The organism is Streptomyces sp. NPDC001156, from assembly GCF_053598275.1.
The window spans coordinates 1-22,960 of the sequence record NZ_JBSFJX010000001.1 but is presented as its reverse complement, the minus strand read 5'-3'; the positions used below and the strand labels follow the sequence as shown (position 1 = coordinate 22,960).

20 protein-coding genes, 2 pseudogenes and 1 riboswitch are annotated in these 22,960 nt (G+C 68.9%); of the genes and pseudogenes, 16 read left to right on the top strand and 6 right to left on the bottom strand.

Going from position 1 to position 22,960, the window contains the following annotated elements; all coding sequences use genetic code 11:
* Nucleotides 1-135 precede the first annotated feature (135 nt).
* Nucleotides 136-1,320 (bottom strand): quinolinate synthase NadA, encoded by a 1,185-nt coding sequence (gene nadA / locus ACWDA7_RS00110; RefSeq protein ID WP_450601937.1) that lies wholly within the window; start codon nucleotides 1,318-1,320, stop codon nucleotides 136-138.
* A gap of 368 nt (nucleotides 1,321-1,688) precedes the next feature.
* Here nadA and ACWDA7_RS00105 point away from each other — a divergent pair, with 368 nt between their 5' ends.
* Nucleotides 1,689-2,045 (top strand): iron-sulfur cluster assembly accessory protein, encoded by a 357-nt coding sequence (locus ACWDA7_RS00105; RefSeq protein ID WP_055491910.1) that lies wholly within the window; start codon nucleotides 1,689-1,691, stop codon nucleotides 2,043-2,045.
* Between the two features lie 87 nt (nucleotides 2,046-2,132).
* On the opposite strand, the gene ACWDA7_RS00100 is transcribed toward ACWDA7_RS00105, so the two are convergent.
* Nucleotides 2,133-3,668 (bottom strand): hypothetical protein, encoded by a 1,536-nt coding sequence (locus ACWDA7_RS00100; protein WP_450601936.1) that lies wholly within the window; start codon nucleotides 3,666-3,668, stop codon nucleotides 2,133-2,135.
* 181 nt (nucleotides 3,669-3,849) lie between these two features.
* A complete protein-coding gene (locus ACWDA7_RS00095; protein ID WP_450601935.1) occupies nucleotides 3,850-4,059 on the bottom strand; it encodes a hypothetical protein in 210 nt (69 codons plus the stop codon).
* A gap of 132 nt (nucleotides 4,060-4,191) precedes the next feature.
* Between ACWDA7_RS00095 and ACWDA7_RS00090 the strand changes: the two genes are divergently transcribed.
* Nucleotides 4,192-5,166 carry a carbohydrate kinase family protein gene (locus tag ACWDA7_RS00090; protein ID WP_450601934.1) on the top strand — a complete coding sequence of 325 codons (975 nt, stop codon included), beginning with the start codon at nucleotides 4,192-4,194 and terminating at the stop codon, nucleotides 5,164-5,166.
* Between the two features lie 30 nt (nucleotides 5,167-5,196).
* On the opposite strand, the gene ACWDA7_RS00085 is transcribed toward ACWDA7_RS00090, so the two are convergent.
* Nucleotides 5,197-6,573 (bottom strand): aminotransferase class V-fold PLP-dependent enzyme, encoded by a 1,377-nt coding sequence (locus tag ACWDA7_RS00085; protein WP_450601933.1) that lies wholly within the window; start codon nucleotides 6,571-6,573, stop codon nucleotides 5,197-5,199.
* Between the two features lie 277 nt (nucleotides 6,574-6,850).
* Between ACWDA7_RS00085 and ctaC the strand changes: the two genes are divergently transcribed.
* From ctaC to ACWDA7_RS00065, 4 genes are all read left to right on the top strand, one after another.
* Entirely contained in the window at nucleotides 6,851-7,810 is a 960-nt protein-coding gene (ctaC, locus tag ACWDA7_RS00080) for an aa3-type cytochrome oxidase subunit II (protein ID WP_359388971.1), read from the top strand.
* Nucleotides 7,807-9,543, top strand: coding sequence for an aa3-type cytochrome oxidase subunit I (gene ctaD / locus ACWDA7_RS00075; protein ID WP_450601932.1), 1,737 nt, complete (start codon nucleotides 7,807-7,809; stop codon nucleotides 9,541-9,543). Before ctaC ends, ctaD begins: the two co-directional genes overlap by 4 nt.
* Nucleotides 9,540-9,938: a cytochrome c oxidase subunit 4 gene (locus ACWDA7_RS00070; protein ID WP_359388978.1), complete on the top strand. Its 399-nt coding sequence runs from the start codon at nucleotides 9,540-9,542 to the stop codon at nucleotides 9,936-9,938. The genes ctaD and ACWDA7_RS00070 overlap by 4 nt, the downstream gene beginning before the upstream one ends.
* Before the next feature lie 131 nt (nucleotides 9,939-10,069).
* Complete coding sequence (locus tag ACWDA7_RS00065) at nucleotides 10,070-11,347, top strand: Ig-like domain-containing protein (protein ID WP_450601931.1); 1,278 nt, start codon at nucleotides 10,070-10,072, stop codon at nucleotides 11,345-11,347.
* Between the two features lie 124 nt (nucleotides 11,348-11,471).
* Here ACWDA7_RS00065 and ACWDA7_RS00060 read toward each other — a convergent pair whose 3' ends face one another.
* Nucleotides 11,472-11,873 carry a response regulator gene (locus ACWDA7_RS00060; protein ID WP_359388984.1) on the bottom strand — a complete coding sequence of 134 codons (402 nt, stop codon included), beginning with the start codon at nucleotides 11,871-11,873 and terminating at the stop codon, nucleotides 11,472-11,474.
* A gap of 188 nt (nucleotides 11,874-12,061) precedes the next feature.
* Between ACWDA7_RS00060 and ctaE the strand changes: the two genes are divergently transcribed.
* The 9 genes and pseudogenes from ctaE (at nucleotide 12,062) to ACWDA7_RS00015 (ending at nucleotide 21,821) form a co-directional block, all read left to right on the top strand.
* Nucleotides 12,062-12,682 carry an aa3-type cytochrome oxidase subunit III gene (gene ctaE, locus ACWDA7_RS00055; RefSeq protein ID WP_059133825.1) on the top strand — a complete coding sequence of 207 codons (621 nt, stop codon included), beginning with the start codon at nucleotides 12,062-12,064 and terminating at the stop codon, nucleotides 12,680-12,682.
* 113 nt (nucleotides 12,683-12,795) lie between these two features.
* Nucleotides 12,796-13,608, top strand: a complete 813-nt coding sequence (qcrC, locus tag ACWDA7_RS00050; RefSeq protein WP_432926784.1) for a cytochrome bc1 complex diheme cytochrome c subunit — start codon at nucleotides 12,796-12,798, stop codon at nucleotides 13,606-13,608.
* Complete coding sequence (gene qcrA / locus ACWDA7_RS00045) at nucleotides 13,605-14,663, top strand: cytochrome bc1 complex Rieske iron-sulfur subunit (protein ID WP_450601930.1); 1,059 nt, start codon at nucleotides 13,605-13,607, stop codon at nucleotides 14,661-14,663. The genes qcrC and qcrA overlap by 4 nt, the downstream gene beginning before the upstream one ends.
* The gene (qcrB, locus tag ACWDA7_RS00040; protein ID WP_450601929.1) at nucleotides 14,660-16,321 is read left to right on the top strand and encodes a cytochrome bc1 complex cytochrome b subunit; all 1,662 of its coding nucleotides are present in this window, start codon (nucleotides 14,660-14,662) and stop codon (nucleotides 16,319-16,321) included. The genes qcrA and qcrB overlap by 4 nt, the downstream gene beginning before the upstream one ends.
* 134 nt (nucleotides 16,322-16,455) lie before the next feature.
* Nucleotides 16,456-17,520: an anthranilate phosphoribosyltransferase gene (trpD, locus tag ACWDA7_RS00035; protein ID WP_450601928.1), complete on the top strand. Its 1,065-nt coding sequence runs from the start codon at nucleotides 16,456-16,458 to the stop codon at nucleotides 17,518-17,520.
* A gap of 488 nt (nucleotides 17,521-18,008) precedes the next feature.
* A riboswitch (SAM riboswitch) is annotated at nucleotides 18,009-18,125 on the top strand.
* Nucleotides 18,126-18,318: 193 nt separating this feature from the next.
* Nucleotides 18,319-19,680, top strand: coding sequence for an aminotransferase class V-fold PLP-dependent enzyme (locus tag ACWDA7_RS00030; protein WP_450601927.1), 1,362 nt, complete (start codon nucleotides 18,319-18,321; stop codon nucleotides 19,678-19,680).
* 126 nt (nucleotides 19,681-19,806) lie between these two features.
* The gene (locus tag ACWDA7_RS00025) at nucleotides 19,807-20,085 is read left to right on the top strand and encodes a hypothetical protein (protein ID WP_450601926.1); all 279 of its coding nucleotides are present in this window, start codon (nucleotides 19,807-19,809) and stop codon (nucleotides 20,083-20,085) included.
* Nucleotides 20,086-20,104: 19 nt separating this feature from the next.
* A pseudogene (locus ACWDA7_RS00020) lies at nucleotides 20,105-20,401 on the top strand (transposase); the annotation flags it as partial.
* Between the two features lie 175 nt (nucleotides 20,402-20,576).
* The gene (locus ACWDA7_RS00015; RefSeq protein ID WP_450601925.1) at nucleotides 20,577-21,821 is read left to right on the top strand and encodes a transposase; all 1,245 of its coding nucleotides are present in this window, start codon (nucleotides 20,577-20,579) and stop codon (nucleotides 21,819-21,821) included.
* Here ACWDA7_RS00015 and ACWDA7_RS00010 read toward each other — a convergent pair.
* A complete protein-coding gene (locus ACWDA7_RS00010) occupies nucleotides 21,805-22,425 on the bottom strand; it encodes a transposase (protein ID WP_450601924.1) in 621 nt (206 codons plus the stop codon). The two genes, ACWDA7_RS00015 and ACWDA7_RS00010, sit on opposite strands and share 17 nt — an antisense overlap.
* Before the next feature lie 142 nt (nucleotides 22,426-22,567).
* Here ACWDA7_RS00010 and ACWDA7_RS00005 point away from each other — a divergent pair.
* Nucleotides 22,568-22,960 (top strand): annotated as a pseudogene (locus tag ACWDA7_RS00005) (hypothetical protein); the annotation flags it as partial.

Sequence of the window (22,960 nt, the reverse complement as noted above, 5' to 3'; positions counted from 1 at the left end):
GCCGGGCCTCACCATTCACGGACCGGCCACAAGAGCCCGCACCTTGATGGGGGCGCGGGGAACGGCGCAGAACCCCGCCACAACCCAGCGGTAAGCGCTATGGCGCAGAACCCCGCCACAACCCAGCGGTAAGCGCTACGGCAGGGCCAGCATCCGCTCCAGCGCCAGCTTGGCGAAGGCCTCGGTCTCCTTGTCCACCTCGATGCGGTTGACCAGGTTGCCCTCGGCCAGCGACTCGAGCGTCCACACCAGGTGCGGCAGGTCGATGCGGTTCATCGTCGAGCAGAAGCACACCGTCTTGTCGAGGAAGACGATCTCCTTGCCCTCCGGCGCGAAACGGTTGGCCAGCCGGCGTACGAGGTTCAGCTCCGTACCGATGGCCCACTTGGAGCCGGCCGGCGCCGCCTCGAGCGCCTTGATGATGTACTCCGTCGAACCGACGTAGTCCGCGGCGGCGACGACCTCGTGCTTGCACTCGGGGTGAACCAGCACGTTCACGCCGGGGATCCGCTCCCGTACGTCGTTGACCGAGTCGAGGCTGAAGCGGCCGTGCACCGAGCAGTGGCCGCGCCACAGGATCATCTTCGCGGCGCGCAGTTCCTCGGCGGTGAGCCCGCCGTTCGGCTTGTGCGGGTTGTAGACGACGCAGTCGTCCAGCGACATCCCCATGTCCCGCACCGCGGTGTTGCGGCCCAGGTGCTGGTCCGGCAGGAACAGGACCTTCTCTCCCTGCTGGAACGCCCACTCCAGGGCCCGCTTGGCGTTCGACGACGTGCAGATGGTGCCGCCGTGCTTGCCCGTGAACGCCTTGATGTCGGCGGAGGAGTTCATGTACGAGACCGGCACGACCTGCTCGGCGACGCCCGCCTCGGTCAGCACGTCCCAGCACTCGGCGACCTGCTCGGCCGTCGCCATGTCCGCCATGGAGCATCCGGCGGCCAGGTCCGGCAGCACCACCTTCTGGTCGTTGGACGTGAGGATGTCCGCCGACTCGGCCATGAAGTGCACACCGCAGAAGACGATGTACTCCGCCTCCGGGCGGGCCGCGGCGTCTCGCGCCAGCTTGAAGGAGTCGCCCGTGACATCGGCGAACTGGATGACCTCGTCGCGCTGGTAGTGGTGGCCGAGCACGAAGACCTTGTCCCCGAGCTTCTCCTTGGCCGCGCGGGCGCGCTCCACCAGGTCCGGGTCGGACGGCGACGGCAGGTCACCGGGGCACTCGACGCCCCGTTCGCTCCTCGGGTCGGCCTCGCGGCCGAGCAACAGGAGGGCGAGAGGCGTCGGCTGTACGTCGAGCTCCTGGGTCTGGGCGGTGGTCACGTCACGCACCCTTTCTGTTCTGCGGCTCGCCGGCCCTGGGGCCGGCGGGACATGCCTTTTCGTCGAATTGACGTTATCTATCATAACCGGTTCACGTCAGTTTGACGATGCCGATAGCGTCGATGTGACGTGAATCCCGGCATGTATCGGTCGACCCTACGGAGTGCGAAGCCCGGTGGTCTGCCAGTCGTACGCCGGGCGGCATATCGGTGTCCCCCGCCTTGTCCACAGGCCGCTGTGCGTGTTCCGCCGTGTATGCGAGCATGAAGGAGGGAGCGCAAGAAACGCGCTCGGCCCGGAATGAATCCGCGGCCACGCCGGTTGCACTCGTCGGCAAGCAGTCTCCGTACAACCCGGGAGAGATGTAGATGTCCGTACAGGACGAGACCACCACCGTCACCGACGGCATCATCCTGACCGACGCCGCCGCGGCCAAGGTCAAGGCCCTGCTCGACCAGGAAGGCCGTGACGACCTGGCGCTGCGCGTCGCAGTCCAGCCCGGCGGCTGCTCCGGCCTGCGCTACCAGCTCTTCTTCGACGAGCGTTCCCTCGACGGCGACGTGGAGAAGGACTTCGGTGGGGTCAAGGTCGTCACCGACCGCATGAGCGCTCCGTACCTGGGCGGTGCCACCATCGACTTCGTCGACACCATCGAGAAGCAGGGCTTCACGATCGACAACCCGAACGCGACGGGCTCCTGCGCCTGCGGTGACTCCTTCAGCTGAGTCTTGACCGGGCTTCAGTACGCGTAAGAAGGCGGCGTCCCTCTCGACGGGGGCGCCGCCTTCGCGTGCCGGTGGGCCGGGGCCGTCCTAGCGCGACCCGTTCGGTCCAGCCCCGCCCACGGACGCGTGCGGCAGCGTGCTCGCCGTCTCCTTCGGGATCGGCCTGCCGTCCGAGCCCACCACCTCGCGGTCCCCGAGCGGCGCCTTCAGGCGCAGCGTGTCGTGGTAGATCTTGGCGATCATGATGCAGACCTTGCCCTGCCAGGGCGTCTCGGTCACGGTCACGGTCACCTTGCCGGAACTCTCGCTCACCGACGCCGCGTAGTCGCCGCAGACCCCGCCCTCGTAGGTGATGGTGAGATCCTGGCCCTCGGCGGTATAGCCCATCACTTTCACATCACGCGTGGCAGGCGCCGACGTCGGCTCGTCGCCCGGTCCGCTCGGCCGGGGGCTCGGTGTCTCGCGCGGCTGCCCCGGCGGCTGCGGTGCGCTCAGATATCGCGGGTCGACCGCCGCACGGGTCACTGTGAAGTCGTCCCCGGTCCCGGCCGGACGCACCGTGAACAGCCACGACGGCACCAGCACCGGCTTTCCGGCCATCGAGTGCGCGGCCAGCCCGAACACCGCGTCCCGCACGGTCGCCGAGTTCCGCTCCGGCATCCCGGTGGGCGCCTTGCAAGGCGCCTCGTCCCGGTCCTTGAGCGGCACCGGGCTGGCGCAGCCGCCGATGCCCTTGCGGCCGTACGACGTGGTCGCGCCGTTCATCAGCTCCAGGGTCTTCTTCGCGCCGACGACCGGGTAGTCGGCACCCTTCACCGGCGCCGAGAGGTTGCCGCTGCCACCCGTCACCTGGCCGTCGGCGGCGACCTGGATGCCGGTCGACCAGCCGTACGTGGGCAGTCCGCCGACCTTCGGATCGGCGTTCACCACACGGACCGATCCCATGAGCTGGTGCGCGTCCAGGCGGGCGTCCTCCTGGCCCAGTGCCTTCAGCACCGGCGCGGCGGCCTGCTTCGCGGCGGCCTCGCTCACCGGTCCAGGGATGTCCTGGCGGGACGAGCACGTCGTGACGCTCTTGCAGAAGTTGTCGGACCCGGCCGCGTACCGGCTGAACGTCCAGGTCCCGGGCGCCTCCCCGGCCACCCGCAGGAGCGGTCCCGAACCGTCCTTCGCGGCGCCGACCGTCCAGGCCCCCGCGACCAGCTTCGGTGTGCCGCTCAGATCCAGTGCCCCGGCGAGCCGGGCCACCTCGGCCCGCGTCACCGCGCCCTTCGCCCAATACACGGGCGCCGACTCCGGGCCGTCGGGCAGTTCGCCCCGGGCGGTGTAGGTCGTGCCGTACGGATTGGGCTCGCCCACCGCGATCCCGGATGTGCCGCCGCCCTCGCTGAACCCGTCGAGAGCCAGCGCCGGGGGAGTGCCGTCCCCGCCCGGCGTAGTGGAGCCGCCGGTGCCGCCGGACGCGGTGGCCGCGAGGTAGGCCCCGCCGCCCCCGACGAGCAGGACGGCGGCCACGACTGAGGCGACGACCGCCGGGGACGGTCGCCGGCGCGGCACGGTCCCGTCGGTGCCCCCGGTGACTTCGGTACCGTCACTCGCGTCGTCGGGTCGCTCGGTGTTCACCGCATCGCTCCTTCGGCTGCACTGCTGTCCCAGGAGACCCCGCCGTGCCGTGGAACGCCACAGGAAGGTCGTACACCGCCTCCCCCGGACGGGGGGCGGCAATGGGACGCAGCGGGGGAGCGCACGGTTCCCGGGAGCGCGCCGACGCTCGTCCGGCGCGCCGCGTCCGAGGCGCCCCCGGTCAGTCCCCGTAGTCGGACATCGCGTCCAGGAGGCGGGCCGAGGCGGGCGGCACGCTGACCCCGTGGATCGAGGACGGGGAGACGTGCGGCGGGGTGGACTTCACGGGTGCGGCCCAGTGCGGAACCATCCGGGCGCAGTCGCCGCGCAGTGACGCCAGATCCGTATCCGGATCGACCAGGGCGGTGCCGGGACCCTCGAGCTTCGTCATGACGGAACCGTAAGCACGTCCGGGGTCGCCGAGAAAGATCTACTATCGGGTAGTTTTGCCTGCTTCGAAGCGCCGGGCTTACCGGGTAGCGTGAACTGTCAATCCCCTCCTCCACAGGAGCGTGTCCTCGCCGTGCGTATCGCAGTCACCGGCTCCATCGCCACCGACCACCTCATGACCTTCCCCGGCCGCTTCGCCGACCAGCTCGTCGCGGATCAGCTGCACACGGTCTCCCTCTCCTTCCTGGTGGACCGTCTCGACGTTCGCCGCGGCGGGGTGGGCGCGAACATCGCCTTCGGCATGGGGCAGCTCGGCACCCAGCCCATCCTGGTCGGCGCGGCCGGCTCGGACTTCGACGACTACCGAGCGTGGCTGGAGCGGCACGGGGTGGACACGGACTCCGTACGCATTTCCGAGACCCAGCACACCGCCCGCTTCGTGTGCACCACGGACGCCGACCACAACCAGATCGGCTCCTTCTACACCGGCGCCATGAGCGAGGCCCGGCTGATCGAGCTCAAGACGGTCGCCGACCGCGTGGACGGGCTCGACCTGGTGCTGATCGGTGCCGACGACCCGGAGGCGATGCTCCGCCACACGGAGGAGTGCCGCACCCGGTCCATCCCGTTCGCCGCCGACTTCTCGCAGCAGATCGCGCGCATGAACGGCGACGAGATCCGGATACTGCTGGACGGGGCGACCTTCCTCTTCTCCAACGAGTACGAGAAGGGGCTCATCGAGACCAAGACCGGCTGGACCGACACCGAGATCCTGAGCCGGGTCGGCCACCGGGTGACCACGCTCGGCTCGCGGGGCGTGCGCATCGAGCGTTCCGGTGCGGACCCGATCGAGGTCGGCGTGCCCGAGGAGATGGCCAAGGTCGACCCGACGGGCGTCGGCGACGCCTTCCGCGCGGGATTCCTGTCCGGCCTGGCGTGGGGTGTTCCGCTGGAGCGCGCGGCCCAGGTCGGCTGCATGCTCGCCACCCTGGTCATCGAGACGGTGGGCACCCAGGAGTACCAGCTGCGCCGCGCCCACTTCATGGAACGCTTCACCAAGGCGTACGGCGACGAGGCGGCGGCACAGGTCCAGAAGCACCTGGGCTGACCGCGGGCGGGCGGCGCCCCGGGCGCAGGTCTAGGAGAGCCGGCGGACCACATAGGCGGAGCCTCGCTCCGCCGGCTCCTCCCCGACGTACTCCTGCTCCCGCATCTCGCACCACGCCGGGATGTCCAGGCGCGCCGCCTCGTCGTCCGACAGGACCCGCACCGTCCCGCCCACCGGCACGTCCCCGATGACCTTCGCCAGCTCGATCACCGGGATGGGGCAGCGTTTGCCGAGGGTGTCCACGACCAGGGCGTCCTCGCGCGTAAGAGTCCGCGGGGACGGTGCGCCGAGCTTTTCGCGCACCGCCGCCACCGCACCGGGCAGCACCGAAAGGAACCGGTCGACTTCCTCCGCCGGCGTATCGGTCGGCAGGGAGACGCGGACATTGCCCTCGCTCAGCACGCCCATCGCCTTGAGCACATGGCTCGGCGTCAGCGTGCTGCTCGTGCAGGACGACCCGGACGAGACCGAGAAACCCTCGCGGTCCAGTGCGTGCAGCAATGTCTCCCCGTCGACATAGAGACAGGAGAAGGTGACGATCCCGGGCAGTCGGCGGTCCGGGTCGCCCACCACCTCCACATCGGGGACCGACTCCGGCACTCGCGCCCGGATCCGCTCCGTCAGTTCCCGCAGCCGTGCCGCCTCTCCGGCCGCCTCCGCCCGCACCGCCCGCAGCGACGCCGCGGCCGCCACGACGGCCGGGATGTTCTCGAACCCCGGGGCCCGTCCCGACTCCCGCTCGTCCAGCGGTCCTTGAGGCGCGAACCGTACTCCCTTGCGCACGACCAGCAGCCCCACACCTGACGGCCCGCCCCACTTGTGGGCGCTGGCCGTGAGGATCGACCAGTCGCCCTCGACCGGCCCCCAGGCCAGCGACTGCGCCGCGTCCACCAGCAACGGCACGCCGGCCGCACGGCACACGGCGGCCACCTCGGCGACCGGCTGCACCGTGCCCACCTCGTGGTTGGCCGACTGCAGGCAGGCCAGCGCGGTGTCGGAGCGCAGCGCCGCCGCGTACGCCTTGGGGGTGACCGCTCCCACGCGGGAGACCGGCACCCGGGTCACCGTGCCGCCGTCCGCCTCGAACACCTCCGCCGCATGGAGGACCGAGGAGTGTTCGACCGATGACACGATCAGGTGGCGTCCGGCCCGGCGGCGGCCCGCCAGCGCTCCCTCGACGCCGGAGTGCACCGCCCGTGTACCGGACGTGGTGAACACCAACTCGTCCGGGCGGCACCCCACCGCCTCGGCGGCCGCCTCGCGCGCGGCGTCCAGCAGGAGCCGGGCCCGCCGCCCCTCGCGGTACAGCCGGGCGGGATCGGCCCACCCCTCGTCCAGCGAGGCCTGCAGCGCCTGGCGGGCGACGGGGTGGAGGGGAGCGGCGGAGGCGGCGTCGAAGTAGGACACACCGCAACGCTAACTCTTGCGAAGCGCGCGGCTCGGCGAAGGATCCCGGTCACCGGGGAGCCGCCTTCGAGCCCCCGTCAGATGGTGGCCAGAAGCGGTCATTCCACCCCTTCGGGGTGACCGGCGGCGCGTTGGGCACCCTCCCCGCGCAGCCCCAAATAGCGTCCAGTAGGGTTTGGTCCGCATAAACATCAAACCCTGCCCGACGCAGGACGGCGACCGACCAGCGAGAAGGCCGCAGCCAACCGCGCGGGCGAGACTCTCGGGAAGGCGCTACGTGAGTCCCAACGGCTCCGACCGCTCGCCGCGGCGCCCGATGCGGCGGAAGCTGCTGCAGGCACTGACCGCGGGCCTGGTCCTGGCGACCGCAACCGGTTGCACATACAAGGACTTCCCCCGCCTTGGTATGCCCACCCCGACCACGGAAGAGGCTCCGCGGATCCTCTCCCTGTGGCAGGGCTCCTGGGCTGCCGCGCTCGCCGTCGGCGTGCTGGTGTGGGGCCTGATCCTGTGGAGCGCCATGTTCCACAGGCGCAGCCGCACCAAGGTCGAGGTTCCTCCGCAGACCCGGTACAACATGCCGATCGAGGCGCTGTACACGGTCGTGCCGCTCATCATCGTCTCGGTGCTCTTCTACTTCACGGCCCGCGACGAGTCGAAGCTCCTCGACCTCTCCAAGAAGCCGGACGTCACCGTCAACGTGGTCGGCTACCAGTGGAGCTGGGGCTTCAACTACGTCACTCCGGTCTCCGGGGTGACGGGTGACGCGAAGACCGATGCGAACCTGGACGCGATTCCGAACCGGTACAAGAACGACTTCCCGGCGAACGCCGGCGGTGTCTACGACTTCGGCACGCCCGCCACGCGCAACCCGCAGACGGGCAACCCCGGTCCGACGCTCTGGCTGCCGAAGGGCAAGACGGTCCGCTTCATCCTCACTTCGCGCGACGTCATCCACTCCTTCTGGGTGCTGCCGTTCCTGATGAAGCAGGACGTCATCCCGGGCCACACCAACGCCTTCCAGGTGACCCCCAACCAGGAGGGCACCTTCCGGGGCAAGTGCGCCGAGCTCTGCGGCGTCGACCACTCCCGGATGCTGTTCAACGTGAAGGTGGTCTCGCCCGACCGCTACGAGCAGCACCTCAAGGACCTCGCCAAGAAGGGGCAGACCGGTTACATTCCCGCCGGCATCGCGCAGACGAGCCACGAGAAGAACCGGGAGACGAACAACCTGTGAGCATCCTCAACGAACCCCAGGGTGCCGCCGCAGCTGAGGACTCGTACGAGAACGAGCTGCCGGTACGGCGCAGGCGACCCGGCAACGTCGTCGTCAAGTGGTTGACCACCACCGACCACAAGACGATCGGCACGCTGTATCTGGTCACGTCGTTCGCGTTCTTCCTCATCGGCGGCGTCATGGCCCTGCTCATGCGCGCCGAGCTGGCCCGTCCGGGCCTGCAGATCATGTCGAACGAGCAGTTCAACCAGGCGTTCACGATGCACGGCACGATCATGCTGCTGATGTTCGCGACGCCGCTGTTCGCCGGTTTCGCGAACTGGATCATGCCGCTGCAGATCGGCGCGCCCGACGTGGCGTTCCCCCGGCTGAACATGTTCGCCTACTGGCTCTACCTGTTCGGTTCGACGATCGCGGTCGGCGGCTTCCTCACTCCGCAGGGCGCGGCCGACTTCGGTTGGTTCGCCTACAGCCCGCTGTCGGACGCGGTCCGCTCCCCGGGCATCGGCGCCGACATGTGGATCATGGGTCTGGCCTTCTCCGGCTTCGGCACCATCCTCGGCTCGGTCAACTTCATCACCACGATCATCTGCATGCGCGCACCCGGCATGACCATGTTCCGCATGCCGATCTTCGTGTGGAACGTGCTGCTGACCGCTGTGCTCGTGCTGCTGGCCTTCCCGGTCCTCGCGGCCGCGCTGTTCGCTCTGGAGGCGGACCGCAAGTTCGGTGCGCACGTCTTCGACGCGACCAACGGCGGCGCCTTGCTATGGCAACACCTCTTCTGGTTCTTCGGCCATCCAGAGGTGTACATCATCGCGCTACCGTTCTTCGGCATCATCTCCGAAGTCATCCCGGTCTTCAGCCGTAAGCCGATGTTCGGCTACATGGGTCTCGTCGGCGCCACCATCGCCATCGCCGGTCTCTCCGTGACCGTGTGGGCGCACCACATGTACGTCACCGGCGGCGTGCTGCTTCCGTTCTTCTCCTTCATGACGTTCCTCATCGCCGTACCCACCGGCGTGAAGTTCTTCAACTGGATCGGAACGATGTGGAAGGGCTCGCTGTCCTTCGAGACACCGATGCTCTGGGCCACCGGCTTCCTGATCACCTTCACCTTCGGTGGTCTGACCGGTGTCATCCTGGCCTCGCCGCCGATGGACTTCCACATCTCGGACTCCTACTTCGTGGTGGCGCACTTCCACTACGTGGTGTTCGGCACCGTCGTCTTCGCGATGTTCGCCGGCTTCCACTTCTGGTGGCCGAAGATGACGGGCAAGATGCTCGACGAGCGGCTCGGCAAGATCACGTTCTGGACGCTGTTCATCGGCTTCCACGGCACCTTCCTGGTGCAGCACTGGCTGGGTGCCGAGGGCATGCCGCGTCGTTACGCGGACTACCTCGCGGCCGACGGCTTCACCGCCCTGAACACGATCTCGACGATCTCCTCGTTCCTGCTCGGCCTGTCGATCCTGCCGTTCCTCTACAACGTGTGGAAGACGGCCAAGTACGGCAAGCCGGTCGGCGTCGACGACCCGTGGGGCTACGGCCGTTCGCTCGAATGGGCCACCTCCTGCCCGCCGCCGCGGCACAACTTCCTCACCCTGCCGCGGATCCGCAGTGAATCCCCCGCCTTCGACCTGCACCACCCGGAGATCGCCGCGCTCGAGCAGCTCGAGCACGCGGGTGCCGGTACCAAGGCCGTCTCCGGTGGCAAGGAGGCCGGCAAGTGAAGATCCAGGGCAAGATGTTCATCTGGCTGGCAGTCTTCCTGCTCGCCGTGGCCATCACCTATGGCCTGTGGTCCAAGGAGCCGGCCGGTACCACCGCGCTCTTCCTGGCCTTCGGCCTGAGCATCATGATCGGCTACTACTTGGCCTTCACGGCCCGGCGGGTCGACACGGGCGCCCAGGACAATCTTGAGGCCGACGTCGCGGACGATGCCGGCGAGGTCGGCTTCTTCAGCCCGCACAGCTGGCAGCCGCTCGCCCTCGGCGTCGGTGGCGCGCTCGCCTTCCTGAGCATCGCGATCGGCTGGTGGCTGATGTACTTCTCGGCCCCGCTGATCCTGGTGGGCCTGTGGGGCTGGGTCTTCGAGTACTACCGCGGCGAGAACCGCACCCAGTAGCACGCGCCCAGCGCTACGGGAGCCCGGACACTCCGTCAGGAGTGTCCGGGCTCCCTCTTTTGCCGTACCGTGCGTCCCCCGCACGGATCTCTCGGCGCGCCATAGTTGACAGGCCTCCATAGCGTGAGGTCATGAGTCACAAAGTGTTCTTCCGGAGCGCGCGCCCGCGACACCGCACGGTCGTCGGCTGCACCCTGTCGGTGCTCGCCCTCGGCGCGGGACTCGTCGGCTGCGGGGCCGACGGGAACCCGCTGGCGGCAAGGCCGTACGACGCGGCGGACCAGATCGCCTACAACGCGCCTGCCGGCAAAGCCAAGAAGGTCGACCCCGACAAGCCCCTGGAGATCACCGCCCCGGATGAGGACGGGCGCATCACGGACGTCACGGTCACCGACGCCCGGGGACGCTACGTGGCCGGTGAGCTCTCCGCCGACGGCCGCCGCTGGCACAACACCTCACCGCTGGCCGCGGGCACCCACTACACGGTCACGGTGAGCACGGAGGACGAGGACGGCGCACCCGGCCGCAAGGTCATCGAGTTCGACACCAGCACCCCCAAGAGCAAGACGCTGAAGGTCACCTTCGGACCCAACAGTGGGACCTACGGTGTCGGACAGCCCGTCACAGCCGAACTCAGCGAGCCCGTCAAGGACAAGACGTCCCGGGCGGTGGTGGAGCGCGCCCTCAAGGTGGACTCGGCGCCCGTGGTCGAGGGCTCCTGGTACTGGGTGAACGACAAAGAGCTGCACTACCGGCCCCAGACCTACTGGCCCACGCACGCCACCATCACCGCCCACAGCGACCTCGAGGGCGTGAAGGTGGCGGACCGCCTCTGGGGCGGCAAGTCGAAGCCCGTGAAGCTCACCACGGGAGACCGCATAGTCGCCGTCACGGACGCCGCCGCGCACCAGATGACGGTCTACAAGAACGACGAGGTGATCAATCAGATACCCATCACCACCGGCAGGCCCGGCTTCGAGACCCGAAACGGCGTCAAGGTGGTGCTGGGCAAGCAGTACGTCGTACGGATGCGCGGAACCACGATCGGCATCTCGAGCAACTCGAGCGACGGCTACGACTTGAACGTCTACTGGGCGGCCCGGGTCACCTGGAGCGGCGAGTACGTGCACGCCGCGCCCTGGTCCGTCGGCAGCCAGGGGTCCGCCAACGTCAGCCACGGCTGCACCGGTATGAGCAACGCTTACGCCAGATGGTTCTTCAACACCGTCCGGGAGGGCGACATCGTGAAGGTCGTCAACTCCAACGGCAAGCAGATGGAGCCGTTCGGCAACGGCTTCGGCGACTGGAACGTCGACTGGTCGAAATGGCACAAGGGCAGTGCCCTGGTGGCGGACGACTCCGACGGCCGCAACCTGAGCAGCGCGAGACTGCGCCCCGAGTCCGCGTGAGGACGAGCGCCCCGCGCCCCGTCAGGGGTGCGGGGCCATGACGTCGTACGGCCGCGACAGGACATGACGCCCCCGCAGGCGCCTCCGTACCGGCCGGCGGTCCCCGTACCGGACGGACGGGCCGTCAGGCGCTCAGGAGGGCCTTGCGGCGCATCAGGGCGGCCAGGGCGGAGGCGAACTCGACCGGCTCCACCGGCAGTGCCACCGCCGCGTCGGCCCGGCTCCACGTGGCCAGCCACGCGTCCTGCGGGCGCGCGATCAGCACGAGCACCGGCGGGCAGTTGAAGATCTCGTCCTTGATCTGCCGGCAGACGCCCATCCCGCCCATCGGAACGGCCTCGCCGTCCAGGACGCACACGTCGATGCCGCCCCGGTCCAGCTCCTTGACGACGGCGGCCGGTGTCGCGCACTCCACGAACCGGACCTCGGGAACGTCCGGAGCGGGCCTGCGCCCGGCCGCGAGCCGCACCTGCTCTCGGGTGTTGGAGTCGTCGCTGTAGACCAGCACCGTGGCGGTCGGCTGCATGGCTTCCTCCGGTACGCAGTGGTGTCTGCCGTCGTACGGAACGGAACGTTGGGGCGGATGCTACTCCCTTGAACTCGTGGTCAACAGCGGTTCGGACAGGGCTTCGATCCGCCATCCGGGCAGTACAGAGGGTGCGGACACTCCGAACGGCACCCCCCGGAGTGAGGGCGGGATAAGCGACCGACATAATGTCGGTCGTGGCGACAGCAACGACAGTAGAAACCGGGCACGCGCACCCGTCGGTCAACCGACCGAACCTCACCAGCGTCGGAACCATCATCTGGTTGAGTTCCGAGCTGATGTTCTTCGCGGCCCTCTTCGCGATGTACTTCACCCTGCGATCGGTGACAGGGCCGACTCACTGGAAGGAGATGGCGAGCCATCTCAACTTCCCGTTCTCGGCGACGAACACCACGATCCTGGTGCTCTCCTCCCTCACCTGCCAGCTCGGCGTGTTCGCCGCCGAGCGCGGTGATGTGAAGAAGCTCCGGGGATGGTTCATCGTCACCTTCATCATGGGTGCGATCTTCGTCGGCGGGCAGATCTTCGAGTACACCGAGCTGGTCAAGAAGGACGGCCTCTCGCTGTCCTCGGACCCGTACGGCTCGGTGTTCTACCTGACCACCGGCTTCCACGGCCTGCACGTGACGGGTGGTCTCATCGCCTTCCTGCTGGTCCTCGGCCGCACCTACGCGGCGCGGAGGTTCACACACGAGCAGGCGACCGCCGCCATCGTCGTGTCCTACTACTGGCACTTCGTCGATGTCGTCTGGATCGGCCTCTTCGCCACGATCTACATGATCAAGTAGTCGGCCGTCGGCCGCGGCGGACGTTCACCCGATCGGGGAGAACCGAACGCCCGAGACGATCCGATCCTTTTCCAGAAGCATCGACGCAGAAGATCCTGACACCGGGGTAATCCGTGAAAAAGCTCTCCGCACGACGACGCCATCCGATGGCGGCGCTCGTCGTCCTACTCATCGCGCTGACGCTCTCCGGGGGGCTGTACGCCGCGTTCGCGCCCGCCGGCAAGGCGCAGGCCGATGACACCGCCCAGTCCCTCGCCATCGAGGAGGGCAAGAAGCTCTACCAGGTGGGCTGTGCCAGCTGCCACGGCACCGGCGGTCAGGGCTCCTCCGACGGCCCGAGCTTGATCGGCGTGGGCGCGGCGGCGGTCGACTTCCAGGTCGGCACCGGCCGTATGCCCGCTGCGACCTCGCAGGGCCCCCAGGTGCCGGCGAAGAAGAACATCTACTCGCAGACCCAGATCGACCAGCTCGCCGCGTACATCGCCTCTCTCGGCGCCGGCCCGGCCGTGCCGACGAAGAACGACTACAGCCCCGAGGGTGCCGACATCGCCCGGGGTGGCGAGCTCTTCCGCACCAACTGCGCGCAGTGCCACAACACCGGCGGCAAGGGCGGTGCGCTGACGCACGGCAAGTTCGCGCCGACCCTTGAGGGCGTCGCCCCGAAGCACATCTACGAGGCCATGCAGACCGGCCCGCAGAACATGCCGTCCTTCCCGGACACCACGCTGTCGCAGCAGAACAAGAAGGACATCATCGCGTACCTCCACGCGGTCGACGGCGACCAGACCGTGAACCCCGGCGGCCTCGAGCTGGGCGGCCTCGGACCGGTCTCCGAGGGCCTGTTCGCCTGGATCTTCGGCCTCGGCGCGCTGATCGCGGTCGCCGTCTGGGTCGCCGCTCGGACCGCAAAGGCCAAGAAGTCATGAGTAGCCAAGACATTCCAGAAGAGAACCTGCCCGCTGAGCAGGACACCGCGCACGGTGCAGTGACGGTGGCGGACGAGCAGAACCCGTTCGCCGACCCGGGCCTGCCGCCCCACGAGCACCGCATCCAGGACATCGACGAGCGGGCCGCCAAGCGGTCCGAGCGCACGGTGGCCATGCTGTTCACCGTGTCGATGCTGGCCACCCTCGGCTTCATCGCCGCGTACGTGACGATCCCGAACGACAGGTCGATCTTCGTCTTCCCGATCGGGCACATCAGCGCGATGAACTTCGCGCTGGGTCTGACGCTGGGCGTGGCGTTGTTCACGATCGGCGCAGGCGCGGTCCACTGGGCCCGCACCCTGATGTCCGACATGGAGATCGCCGACGAGCGTCACCCGATCGAGGCGCCCCCCGAGGTCAAGTCGAAGGTCGTCGCGGACTTCCAGCAGGGTGCCAAGGAGTCGCAGTTCGGCCGGCGCAAGCTGATCCGCAACACGATGTTCGGCGCGCTGGCCCTGTTCCCGCTCTCCGGCGTCATGCTGCTGCGCGACCTGGGTCCGCTGCCCGGGACCAAGCTCCGCCACACGATGTGGTCCAAGGGCAAGCTCCTCGTCAACATGAACACGAACCAGCCGCTGCGTCCCTCGGACGTCGCGGTGGGCTCGCTCACCTTCGCCAAGCCTGAGGGCCTGGAGGAGGCCAACGAGGACTTCCAGGTCCAGATCGCGAAGGCCGCCCTGATGATCGTCCGGCTCCAGCCGGAGAACATCAAGGACAAGAAGGAACTCGAGTGGTCCCACGAGGGCATCGTGGCCTACTCGAAGATCTGCACCCACGTCGGTTGCCCGATCTCCCTGTACGAGCAGCAGACGCACCACGTCCTCTGCCCGTGCCACCAGTCCACCTTCGACCTCTCCGACGGTGCCCGAGTCATCTTCGGCCCGGCCGGTCACGCCCTGCCGCAGCTGCGCATCGGCGTCAACGCGGACGGCTACCTCGAGGCGCTCGGCGACTTCGAGGAGCCCGTCGGTCCTGCATTCTGGGAGCGCGGATGAGTACTACATCGAGCAACACGAATCCGTCTGCCGCCGGCACGGCGGACAGCTCGCGCGGACGGGCACCGGCCGGCGAGCGCATCGCGGACTGGGCCGACGGCCGCCTGGGGATCTACTCCCTGGCGAAGTCCAACATGCGCAAGATCTTCCCCGACCACTGGTCGTTCATGTTGGGCGAGGTCTGCCTCTACAGCTTCATCGTCATCATCCTCACGGGTGTGTACCTGACGCTGTTCTTCCACCCCTCGATGAACGAGGTCGTGTACCACGGCAGCTATGTGCCGCTGCAGGGTCAGACCATGAGCGAGGCCTTCAACTCCACGATGCACATCAGCTTCGATGTGCGTGGCGGCCTGCTCATCCGTCAGATCCACCACTGGGCCGCGCTGATCTTCCTCGCTGGCATGTTCGTGCACATGATGCGCGTGTTCTTCACGGGCGCGTTCCGCAAGCCGCGTGAGATCAACTGGCTGTTCGGCTTCCTGCTGTTCGTCCTCGGCATGTTCACCGGCTTCACCGGTTACTCGCTTCCGGACGACCTGCTCTCCGGCACCGGTGTCCGCTTCATGGAGGGCGCGATCCTGTCCGTGCCGATCGTCGGCACGTACCTGTCGTTCTTCCTCTTCGGCGGAGAGTTCCCGGGCGGCGACTTCGTGGCCCGCTTCTACTCGATCCACATCCTGCTGCTGCCGGGCATCATGCTCGGCCTGGTGGTCGGCCACCTGATCCTGGTCTTCTACCACAAGCACACGCAGTTCGCGGGTCCCGGAAAGACGAACAACAACGTCGTCGGCATGCCGCTGCTGCCGGTGTACATGGCCAAGGCCGGAGGCTTCTTCTTCCTGGTCTTCGGTGTCATCGCGGCCATCGCGGCGCTCGCCACGATCAACCCGATCTGGGTCTTCGGGCCCTACCGTCCGGACCAGGTGTCCACGGGTGCCCAGCCCGACTGGTACATGGGCTTCTCCGAGGGCCTGATCCGTGCGATGCCGGGCTGGGAGGTCAACGTCTGGGGCCACACGCTCGTCCTGGGCGTGTTCATCCCGCTGATGATCTTCCCGCTGGTCCTGGTGTCGATCGCGGTCTACCCGTTCATCGAGTCCTGGGTCACCGGGGACAGGCGCGAGCACCACATCCTGGACCGCCCGCGCAACGCCCCGACGCGTACGGCCTTCGGTGCCGCGTGGATCGCCTGGTACTTCGTGCTGCTGATGGCTGGTGGCAACGACATCTGGGCCACGCACTTGCACCTGTCGATCAACGCGATCACCTGGTTCGTCCGCATCGCCTTCTTCGTGGTGCCGGTCCTCGTGTTCGTGGTCACCAAGCGGGTCTGCCTCGGCCTCCAGCGCCGCGACCGCGACAAGGTGCTGCACGGCCGCGAGTCGGGCATCATCAAGCGGCTGCCGCACGGTGAGTTCATCGAGGTCCACGAGCCGCTCAGCCAGGAGCAGCTGCACACGCTCACGGCGCACGAGCAGTACAAGCCAGCCGAGATCGGCCCGACGGTCGACGAGAACGGCGTCGAGCGGAAGATCAAGGCCACGGACAAGCTGCGCTCCAAGCTGAGCTACGGCTACTACGGGGACACCAACCAGATCCCCAAGCCCACGGTCGAGGAGTACAAGGAGATCACGAGCGGCCACGGCCACCACTGATCGCTGCGCACGCCACAGTCGAAGGGCCCCGTCCGGTGTTCGGACGGGGCCCTTCGCCGTCTGCCGGGCTGGATAGGGTGGACCTGTTCGAGATATGCGTCCCGTGGTCCGGGACAACGACCCAGGAGCGGCTTATGAGCGCTGTGACCCCCGCTGGAGGCGACACCGCGGCGGGCCGTTCCTGGCCCCAGGTGCTGAACGGGCTGCTGGACGGCCGTGACCAGAGCGCGGACGACACCGCCTGGGCGATGGACCGCATCATGCGCGGCGAGGCGACGGACGCGCAGATCGCCGGGTTCGCGGTGGCACTGCGGGCCAAGGGCGAGACGGTGGAGGAGATCACCGGCCTTGTCCGTGCGATGTACGAGCACGCGAACGTCATCGAGGTGCCGGGGCCGACGGTCGACATCGTCGGTACGGGCGGTGACGGCGCGAAGACGGTGAACATCTCCACGATGTCGTCGATCGTGGTGGCCGGCACCGGAGCCAAGGTCGTCAAGCACGGCAACCGGGCCGCGTCCTCCGCGTCCGGGGCCTCGGACGTGCTGGAGAAGCTCGGGGTCAATCTGGAGCTGCCGGTGTACCGGGTGGCCGAGGTGGCCGAGGAGGCCGGGATCACCTTCTGCTTCGCGGTGAAGTTCCACCCGGCGCTGCGGCACGTGGCGGCGGCGCGCGGGCAACTGGGAATCCGTACGACGTTCAACATCCTGGGCCCGCTGACGAACCCGGCGCGGGTGAAGGCCCAGGCCGTCGGTGTCGCGGACCCGCGGATGGCGCCGATCGTGGCGGGGGTCCTCGCCGAGCGCGGCAACTCCTCGCTGGTGTTCCGGGGCGACGACGGCCTGGACGAGCTGACGACCACATCGACCTCCCGGGTCTGGATCGTCCGCGACGGCAAGGTCACCGAGGAAGCCTTCGACCCCCGGGACGTGGGGATCGACCTGGTCCCGGTGGAGGCCTTGCGCGGTGCCGACGCCTCTTACAACGCCGATGTGGCGCGACGGGTGCTGACCGGTGAGACGGGCCCGGTACGGGACGCCGTACTGCTGAACTCGGCGGCGGCGCTGGTGGCGCTGGAGCCGGGTTCCGGGTCGCTCGCGGAGCAGATCCGGGCCGGGATGGAGAAGGCCGTGGAGTCCATCGACTCGGGGGCGGCCAAGCGGACGCTGGACCACTGGGTGGCGGCGACCCACGCCTGACATCCGCGGGGCCTGGGGCGCGGGCTCCTCGGCTCCGCTCCAAGCTGTTCCGGGTGTGCCTGAGAGGGGTGCCCCCACAGGCTCAGGGCCGATGGGGCCCACCAGGCATCTCCGGCCCGGCCTTCGCCCGTCCGGCACTCCCACGCCTTCGCGGCCGTGCGCGCATCCCCGGCTGTGGACGGTCCTTGGCGGCGGTGTGTGGGTCGCGGTCTGCGGATCAGCCTTTGTAACCGCGCGCGTCCCCGTCTCCGGTGCGGCCTTCGTGGTCGTGTGCGGGTCGCGGTCTGCGGTGCGGCCGTCGTGGTGGTGCGTGGGTCGCGGTCTGCGGTGCGGCCGTCGTGGCCGTGTTCGCGTCCCCGTCTCCGGCCCGGCCTCCACAGCCGTGCGCGCGGCCCCGTCTCCGGACCGGGCCTTCGCAACCCTGTGTGCATCCCGGCATCCGGACAGAAGTTGCGGCCGGGCGATCACGTCCCGTAGCGTCCTGTACAGGTCATGAGCGACAGCCATTCGGCCCCGGCCGGCTGTCCGGCAACCCTCCGTCCGTGGCGGGGTGCCCCGGGTGAGGACCAGGCCGTAGGCAGCGAGGTCTGCGGCAAGCGCGGACCCCTCGCATCACCAGGGGTCCTGGTCGTTCGAGGGAGCCTTCCGTGAGCAAGCGAATGCGATAGGGCCGCAGAGCCCCGCCTCCGCATCCCCTTTCACCCCTTTTCACCTTTTCGCGTGCCGCTGACGCAGCCTCGCGCCGTCGTGCGCGCCGTCCGGCACGGCGATCCCACCTGCTTACACGGGAGTGCACCCATGTCCGTTTCCACCCTTGCTGCCGACCCGTCCATTTGTGCCCCGCTGCCCGTTCTAGGCCGGGATGTCACCGTCCCGCTCGTCACGGGCGGCGAGGTCACCTACGCCGCGCTCGACTACGCGGCCAGCGCCCCGGCACTTCAGCGCGTCTGGGACGACGTGGCGGCCTACGCCCCGTACTACGGCAGCGTCCACCGCGGTGCCGGGTACCTCTCGCAGCTGTCCACCGACCTGTTCGAGAACGCCCGCCGGACCGTCGCAGCGTTCCTCGACTGCCGCGAAGAGGACGAGGTGATCTTCACCCGGTCCACCACCGACTCGCTCAACCTCCTCGCCGCCGCCCTTCCGGCCGACTGCCAGGTCTTCGTCTTCGAGACGGAACACCACGCCTCCCTGCTGCCCTGGCGGGGTGCGCGCGTCACCTGCCTGGACGCCCCGCGCACTCCGCAGCAGGCCGTCGCGACCCTGGAGCGCGCCCTTGCGGACCGCGATCCCCACGGCCCGGCCTTGGTCTGTGTCACCGGCGCCTCGAACGTCACCGGCGAGCTGTGGCCGGTGCGCGATCTCGCGGCGGCCGCCCATGCGCACGGCGCCCGTATCGTGCTGGACGCCGCCCAGCTGGCCCCGCACCACCGGGTGTCGGTCAAGGACCTGGACGTCGACTGGGTCGCGTTCTCCGGGCACAAGCTGTACGCGCCGTTCGGTTCCGGAGTCCTGGCCGGCCGCGCCGACTGGCTGCGTGCGGCCGAGCCCTACCTCGCGGGCGGAGGCGCCAGCCGCAAGGTCACCCGGCGCACCGACGGAGGAGTGGACGTCGAGTGGCACGAGAGCGCCGCACGGCACGAGGCGGGCTCGCCCAATGTCATCGGCGCCTACTCCATCGCCTCGGCCTGCAAGGCCCTCACCGAGGCCGGCTTCGACGCCCTTGTTGCCCGCGAGCAGTACCTGATCGGCAAGGTCCGGGAAGGGCTGGCCGGGGTCCCGGAGGTCAAGGTGCTCTCCCTCTTCGGCGACGACTCGCCCCGCGTCGGGGTCATCTCCTTCGTCGTCGAGGGCTGGAACAGCTCCCACTTCGCCGCCGCGCTCTCCGCGGAGTACGGCATCGGCGTCCGCGACGGCCTCTTCTGTGCCCACCCGCTGGTGCGCACACTTCTGGGCGCCGACCCGCAGACCCAGGGGGAGTGCGGCGCCCCCGAGGCGGCGCCCGGTGAGAAGACGCTGAACGCGATCCGCGTCAGCTTCGGCGCGGGCACGCCCGACGAGCACGTGGAGCGTTTCCTCGGTGCGGTCAAGGAGCTGGTCCGCGACGGTGCGAAGTGGAACTACCGCACGGAGGACGGCCGTTGCGTGCCGGCGGTCTGAGCCACCGGGGCACGGCCAGGTGGTCTCCCTCCCGTCCGCCCCGCAGCGGACGGGGGAGCGGCCCCGGCGGCCGGGGCCGCTAAGAGTTATCCCGTCATGCGGAGCGGGCCGTGTCTCCTTGCCGGGGTGACCCCCCGGTTACCGGACTTCCAGCTTCAGGTTGTGGAGTGCTGCGACTCCTGCGACGGCGTGGTTGATGCCGTCGCCTTTGCGTCGGCACTGGCGCAGGACCTGGTGGTCTTTGAGGTGGGCGATGGTGTGTTCGGCGACAGCGCGGCGCCGGCGGAACCGGCGGTAGTTGCGGTCTTTGATGATGCGGCCGACCCTGTTGCCCATTGGCAGTTGAGGGCCGACAGCGACTTGGTGGTACTGGCAGGGTTGGTGGTGCGGCCGGTTCTTTCCTGATCCCCGGTCGGGGGGTGGGATGGGAGTGTCGATGGAGCCGCAGTCGTGGCCGGAGCCGGATCCCGTGGTGGCGCGGGCGGTGCGGGCGAAGAATTTCGGGCGGCAGGTGCCGTTGCCGGTGGCGGTGCGGGACCGGCTGGGGGAACTGTTTCCGGACGAGGAGTTCGCGGAGGCTTTCGGCGCGACGGGGCCGGCGGGCTGGTCCCCGGGTCGGCTCGCGTTGGTGACGGTGTTCCAGATGACGGAGAACCTGACGGACCGCCAGGCTGCGGAGGCGGTGCGTGACCGGCTCTCGTGGGCCTACGCGCTCGGGTTGGAGCTGACCGACACCGGCTTCGACTTCACTGTGCTGTCGCAGTTCCGTACCCGGGTGGTCGGGCACCATCTGGAGGAGAAGGGTCCTGGACCTGCTGCTGGAGAGGCTGACGGAGCAGGGTCTGGTCGGAGCTGGGGGCAAGCAGCGCACCGACTCCACCCACGTCGTCTCCGCGGTGCGGGATCTGAACCGCCTGGAGCTGGCCGGGGAGAGCGTGCGGGCGGCGGTAGAGGCGTTGACGGCGGCCGCGCCGCACTGGGTCGCCGGCGTGCTGGACGTGCCCGGCTGGTCGCGCCGCTACGACACCCGGATCGACACCTGGCGCATGCCCTCCTCCGCCACCAAGCGCGACCAGCTCGCGCTGACCTACGCCCGCGACGGCTTCGCCCTGCTCAGCGCCGTCTACGATCCGCGCTCCGAACCCTGGCTGCGCGAGCTGCCCGCGGTGCAGACCCTGCGTACCGTGCTGCTGCAGAACTACACCCGCACCACCGCACGGGGCGGGCGCGAGGTGGTGGCCCGCCGCACCAAGGCCGAGGAGGGCGGTGACGGGCTGCCGCCCGGCCATCTGCGCATCGCTTCCCCCTACGACCCCGACACCCGCTGGTCCGCCAAGCGCGACACCTTCTGGAACGGGTTCAAGCTGCACGTGAGCGAGAGCTGCACGGACGCGCCCGAAAAGGAGCGCACCGCCCCGAACCTGATCACGAACGTGGCCACCACCGCCTCCACCGTCCCCGACACCAAGGCCCTGGACGGCATCCACCAGCAGTTGCAGCACCGCGCCCTGCTCCCGGGCGAGCACTACCTCGACTCCGGCTACCCCAGCGCCGACCTGATCGTGAAGTCCCGCCAGACCTACGGCATCGCACTGATCACCCCGGTCCTGCTCGACCAGTCCCGCCAGGCCCGCGAGAACGCGGGCTTCCAGGCCGACGCGTTCACCATCGACTGGAAGTACCAGCAGGTCACCTGCCCCCAGGGACAGACCAGCTCCTCCTGGAGCCCGTGCACCCAGCACGGCTATCCGATGATCGTGGTCGCTTTCACCAAGCCGACCTGCGGCCCCTGCCCGGTCCGCGAGTTGTGCACCACCAGCCGCCGGGGCTTCCGGCAGCTCACCTTGAACCCACGCCCGCTGACCGAGGCGTTACGGACCGCCCGCGCCGAGCAGGCCGACCGGGACTGGCAGGACGCATACGCCCTACGCTCCGGCGTCGAGGGAACCATCCGCCAGGCCCTCGCCGTCACCGACAGCCGCCGTGCCCGCTACCGCGGCCTGGCCAAGACCCACCTCGAACACGTCCACAGCGCCGTCGCCCTCAACCTCATCCGTCTCAACGCCTGGTGGAACGGCAAACCACTCGACCGCCGCCACACCAGCCACCTCGCCCGACTCGAACTCAGCCTCGCCGCGTAGCTGAATGGGCAACAGGGTCGCGGCCGTCGGGTCCACGTCGGGTGCGGATGCGGTCGGATCCGCGATACCCGCCGTCGCCGGAGAGCCTGGGGTGGTCGGGCAGGGTTTTCCCGACGGTTTCCCGGAAGACGACGATGTCGTTGCGGTTTCCTGGCCGCGCGTCCCCGACCGCGACGACCCTGCCCTCGCGGGCCCGGCAGAGGACCTGCACGTTGACGCTGCGCCGGTAGTTCTTCGACTTTGCGGTCTTCTTCTTGTCGTGGACCGGGATCAAAGTCCCGTCGATGACCCACAGTTCCCTGCGGTCGGTGGGTGGCGGGCCGAGGAGCTCGGCGAGCGGTTCGGCGAGAGGGTCGAGGACTGGGTGGACTGCGGAGTCGGAGATGCCGAACAGGGAGCCGAGTTGCTGCATGGTGAGGTTGGTCCGGTAGGCGAGGACGAGCAGCAGGACCCGGTCGGTGAACGACAGCGCCCAGGGCCGGCCGCGGCCCATGTCGGGCGTTTTCTCCCACAGTTGCCTCACGAGCCGGTGCATCTGCGGCCCGGTCAGCCCGGTCCAGGCCCGCAGGTCGGCAGCGGTGCAGGAGGCGAGAGGCAGGCGCATAACCGACAGCAAACGAAGTCAAGCTGACCGGCTGCAGGGGGCGTTGTCAGTGACGGCAGGTAGCTTTGATGTGATTGCCGAGCCTGAGCATGCCCGGACAGATCTGCACACGCTGCGAGTCAAGAAGGAGGTGGGAACATCCGTGACCACGAGCCTGCTTGATGCGGCGCCCGCCTCCGATGCCGCGCCCGTTCGCCGGTTCCGGGGTAAGAACAAAGGCGAACGCTGGAAGCGCGGCGAGGACACCGAGCTGGCGGTGATCCGTCTGCCCCTGGACGTCCACCGCCTTGACGACGTGCAGCGTGTGGAGAACCTGTACTGGGCGATGTGGGCGGTCAAGCGTGCCCTGCAACGCGACGCTCGCGCCGCAGTCGACGCGTACTGGGTCGGCGACGTGCGCCGGGAAACGGACGCGAAAGCGTGGCGGCAGGCGTTGGGCTTGTCCCGGGAGGGGATGGAACGCCGCGGCTACCAGCACATGGAGAGATCCAAACACCTGGGCCACCACGTGACGAAAGCGCTGGTGATGCATCAG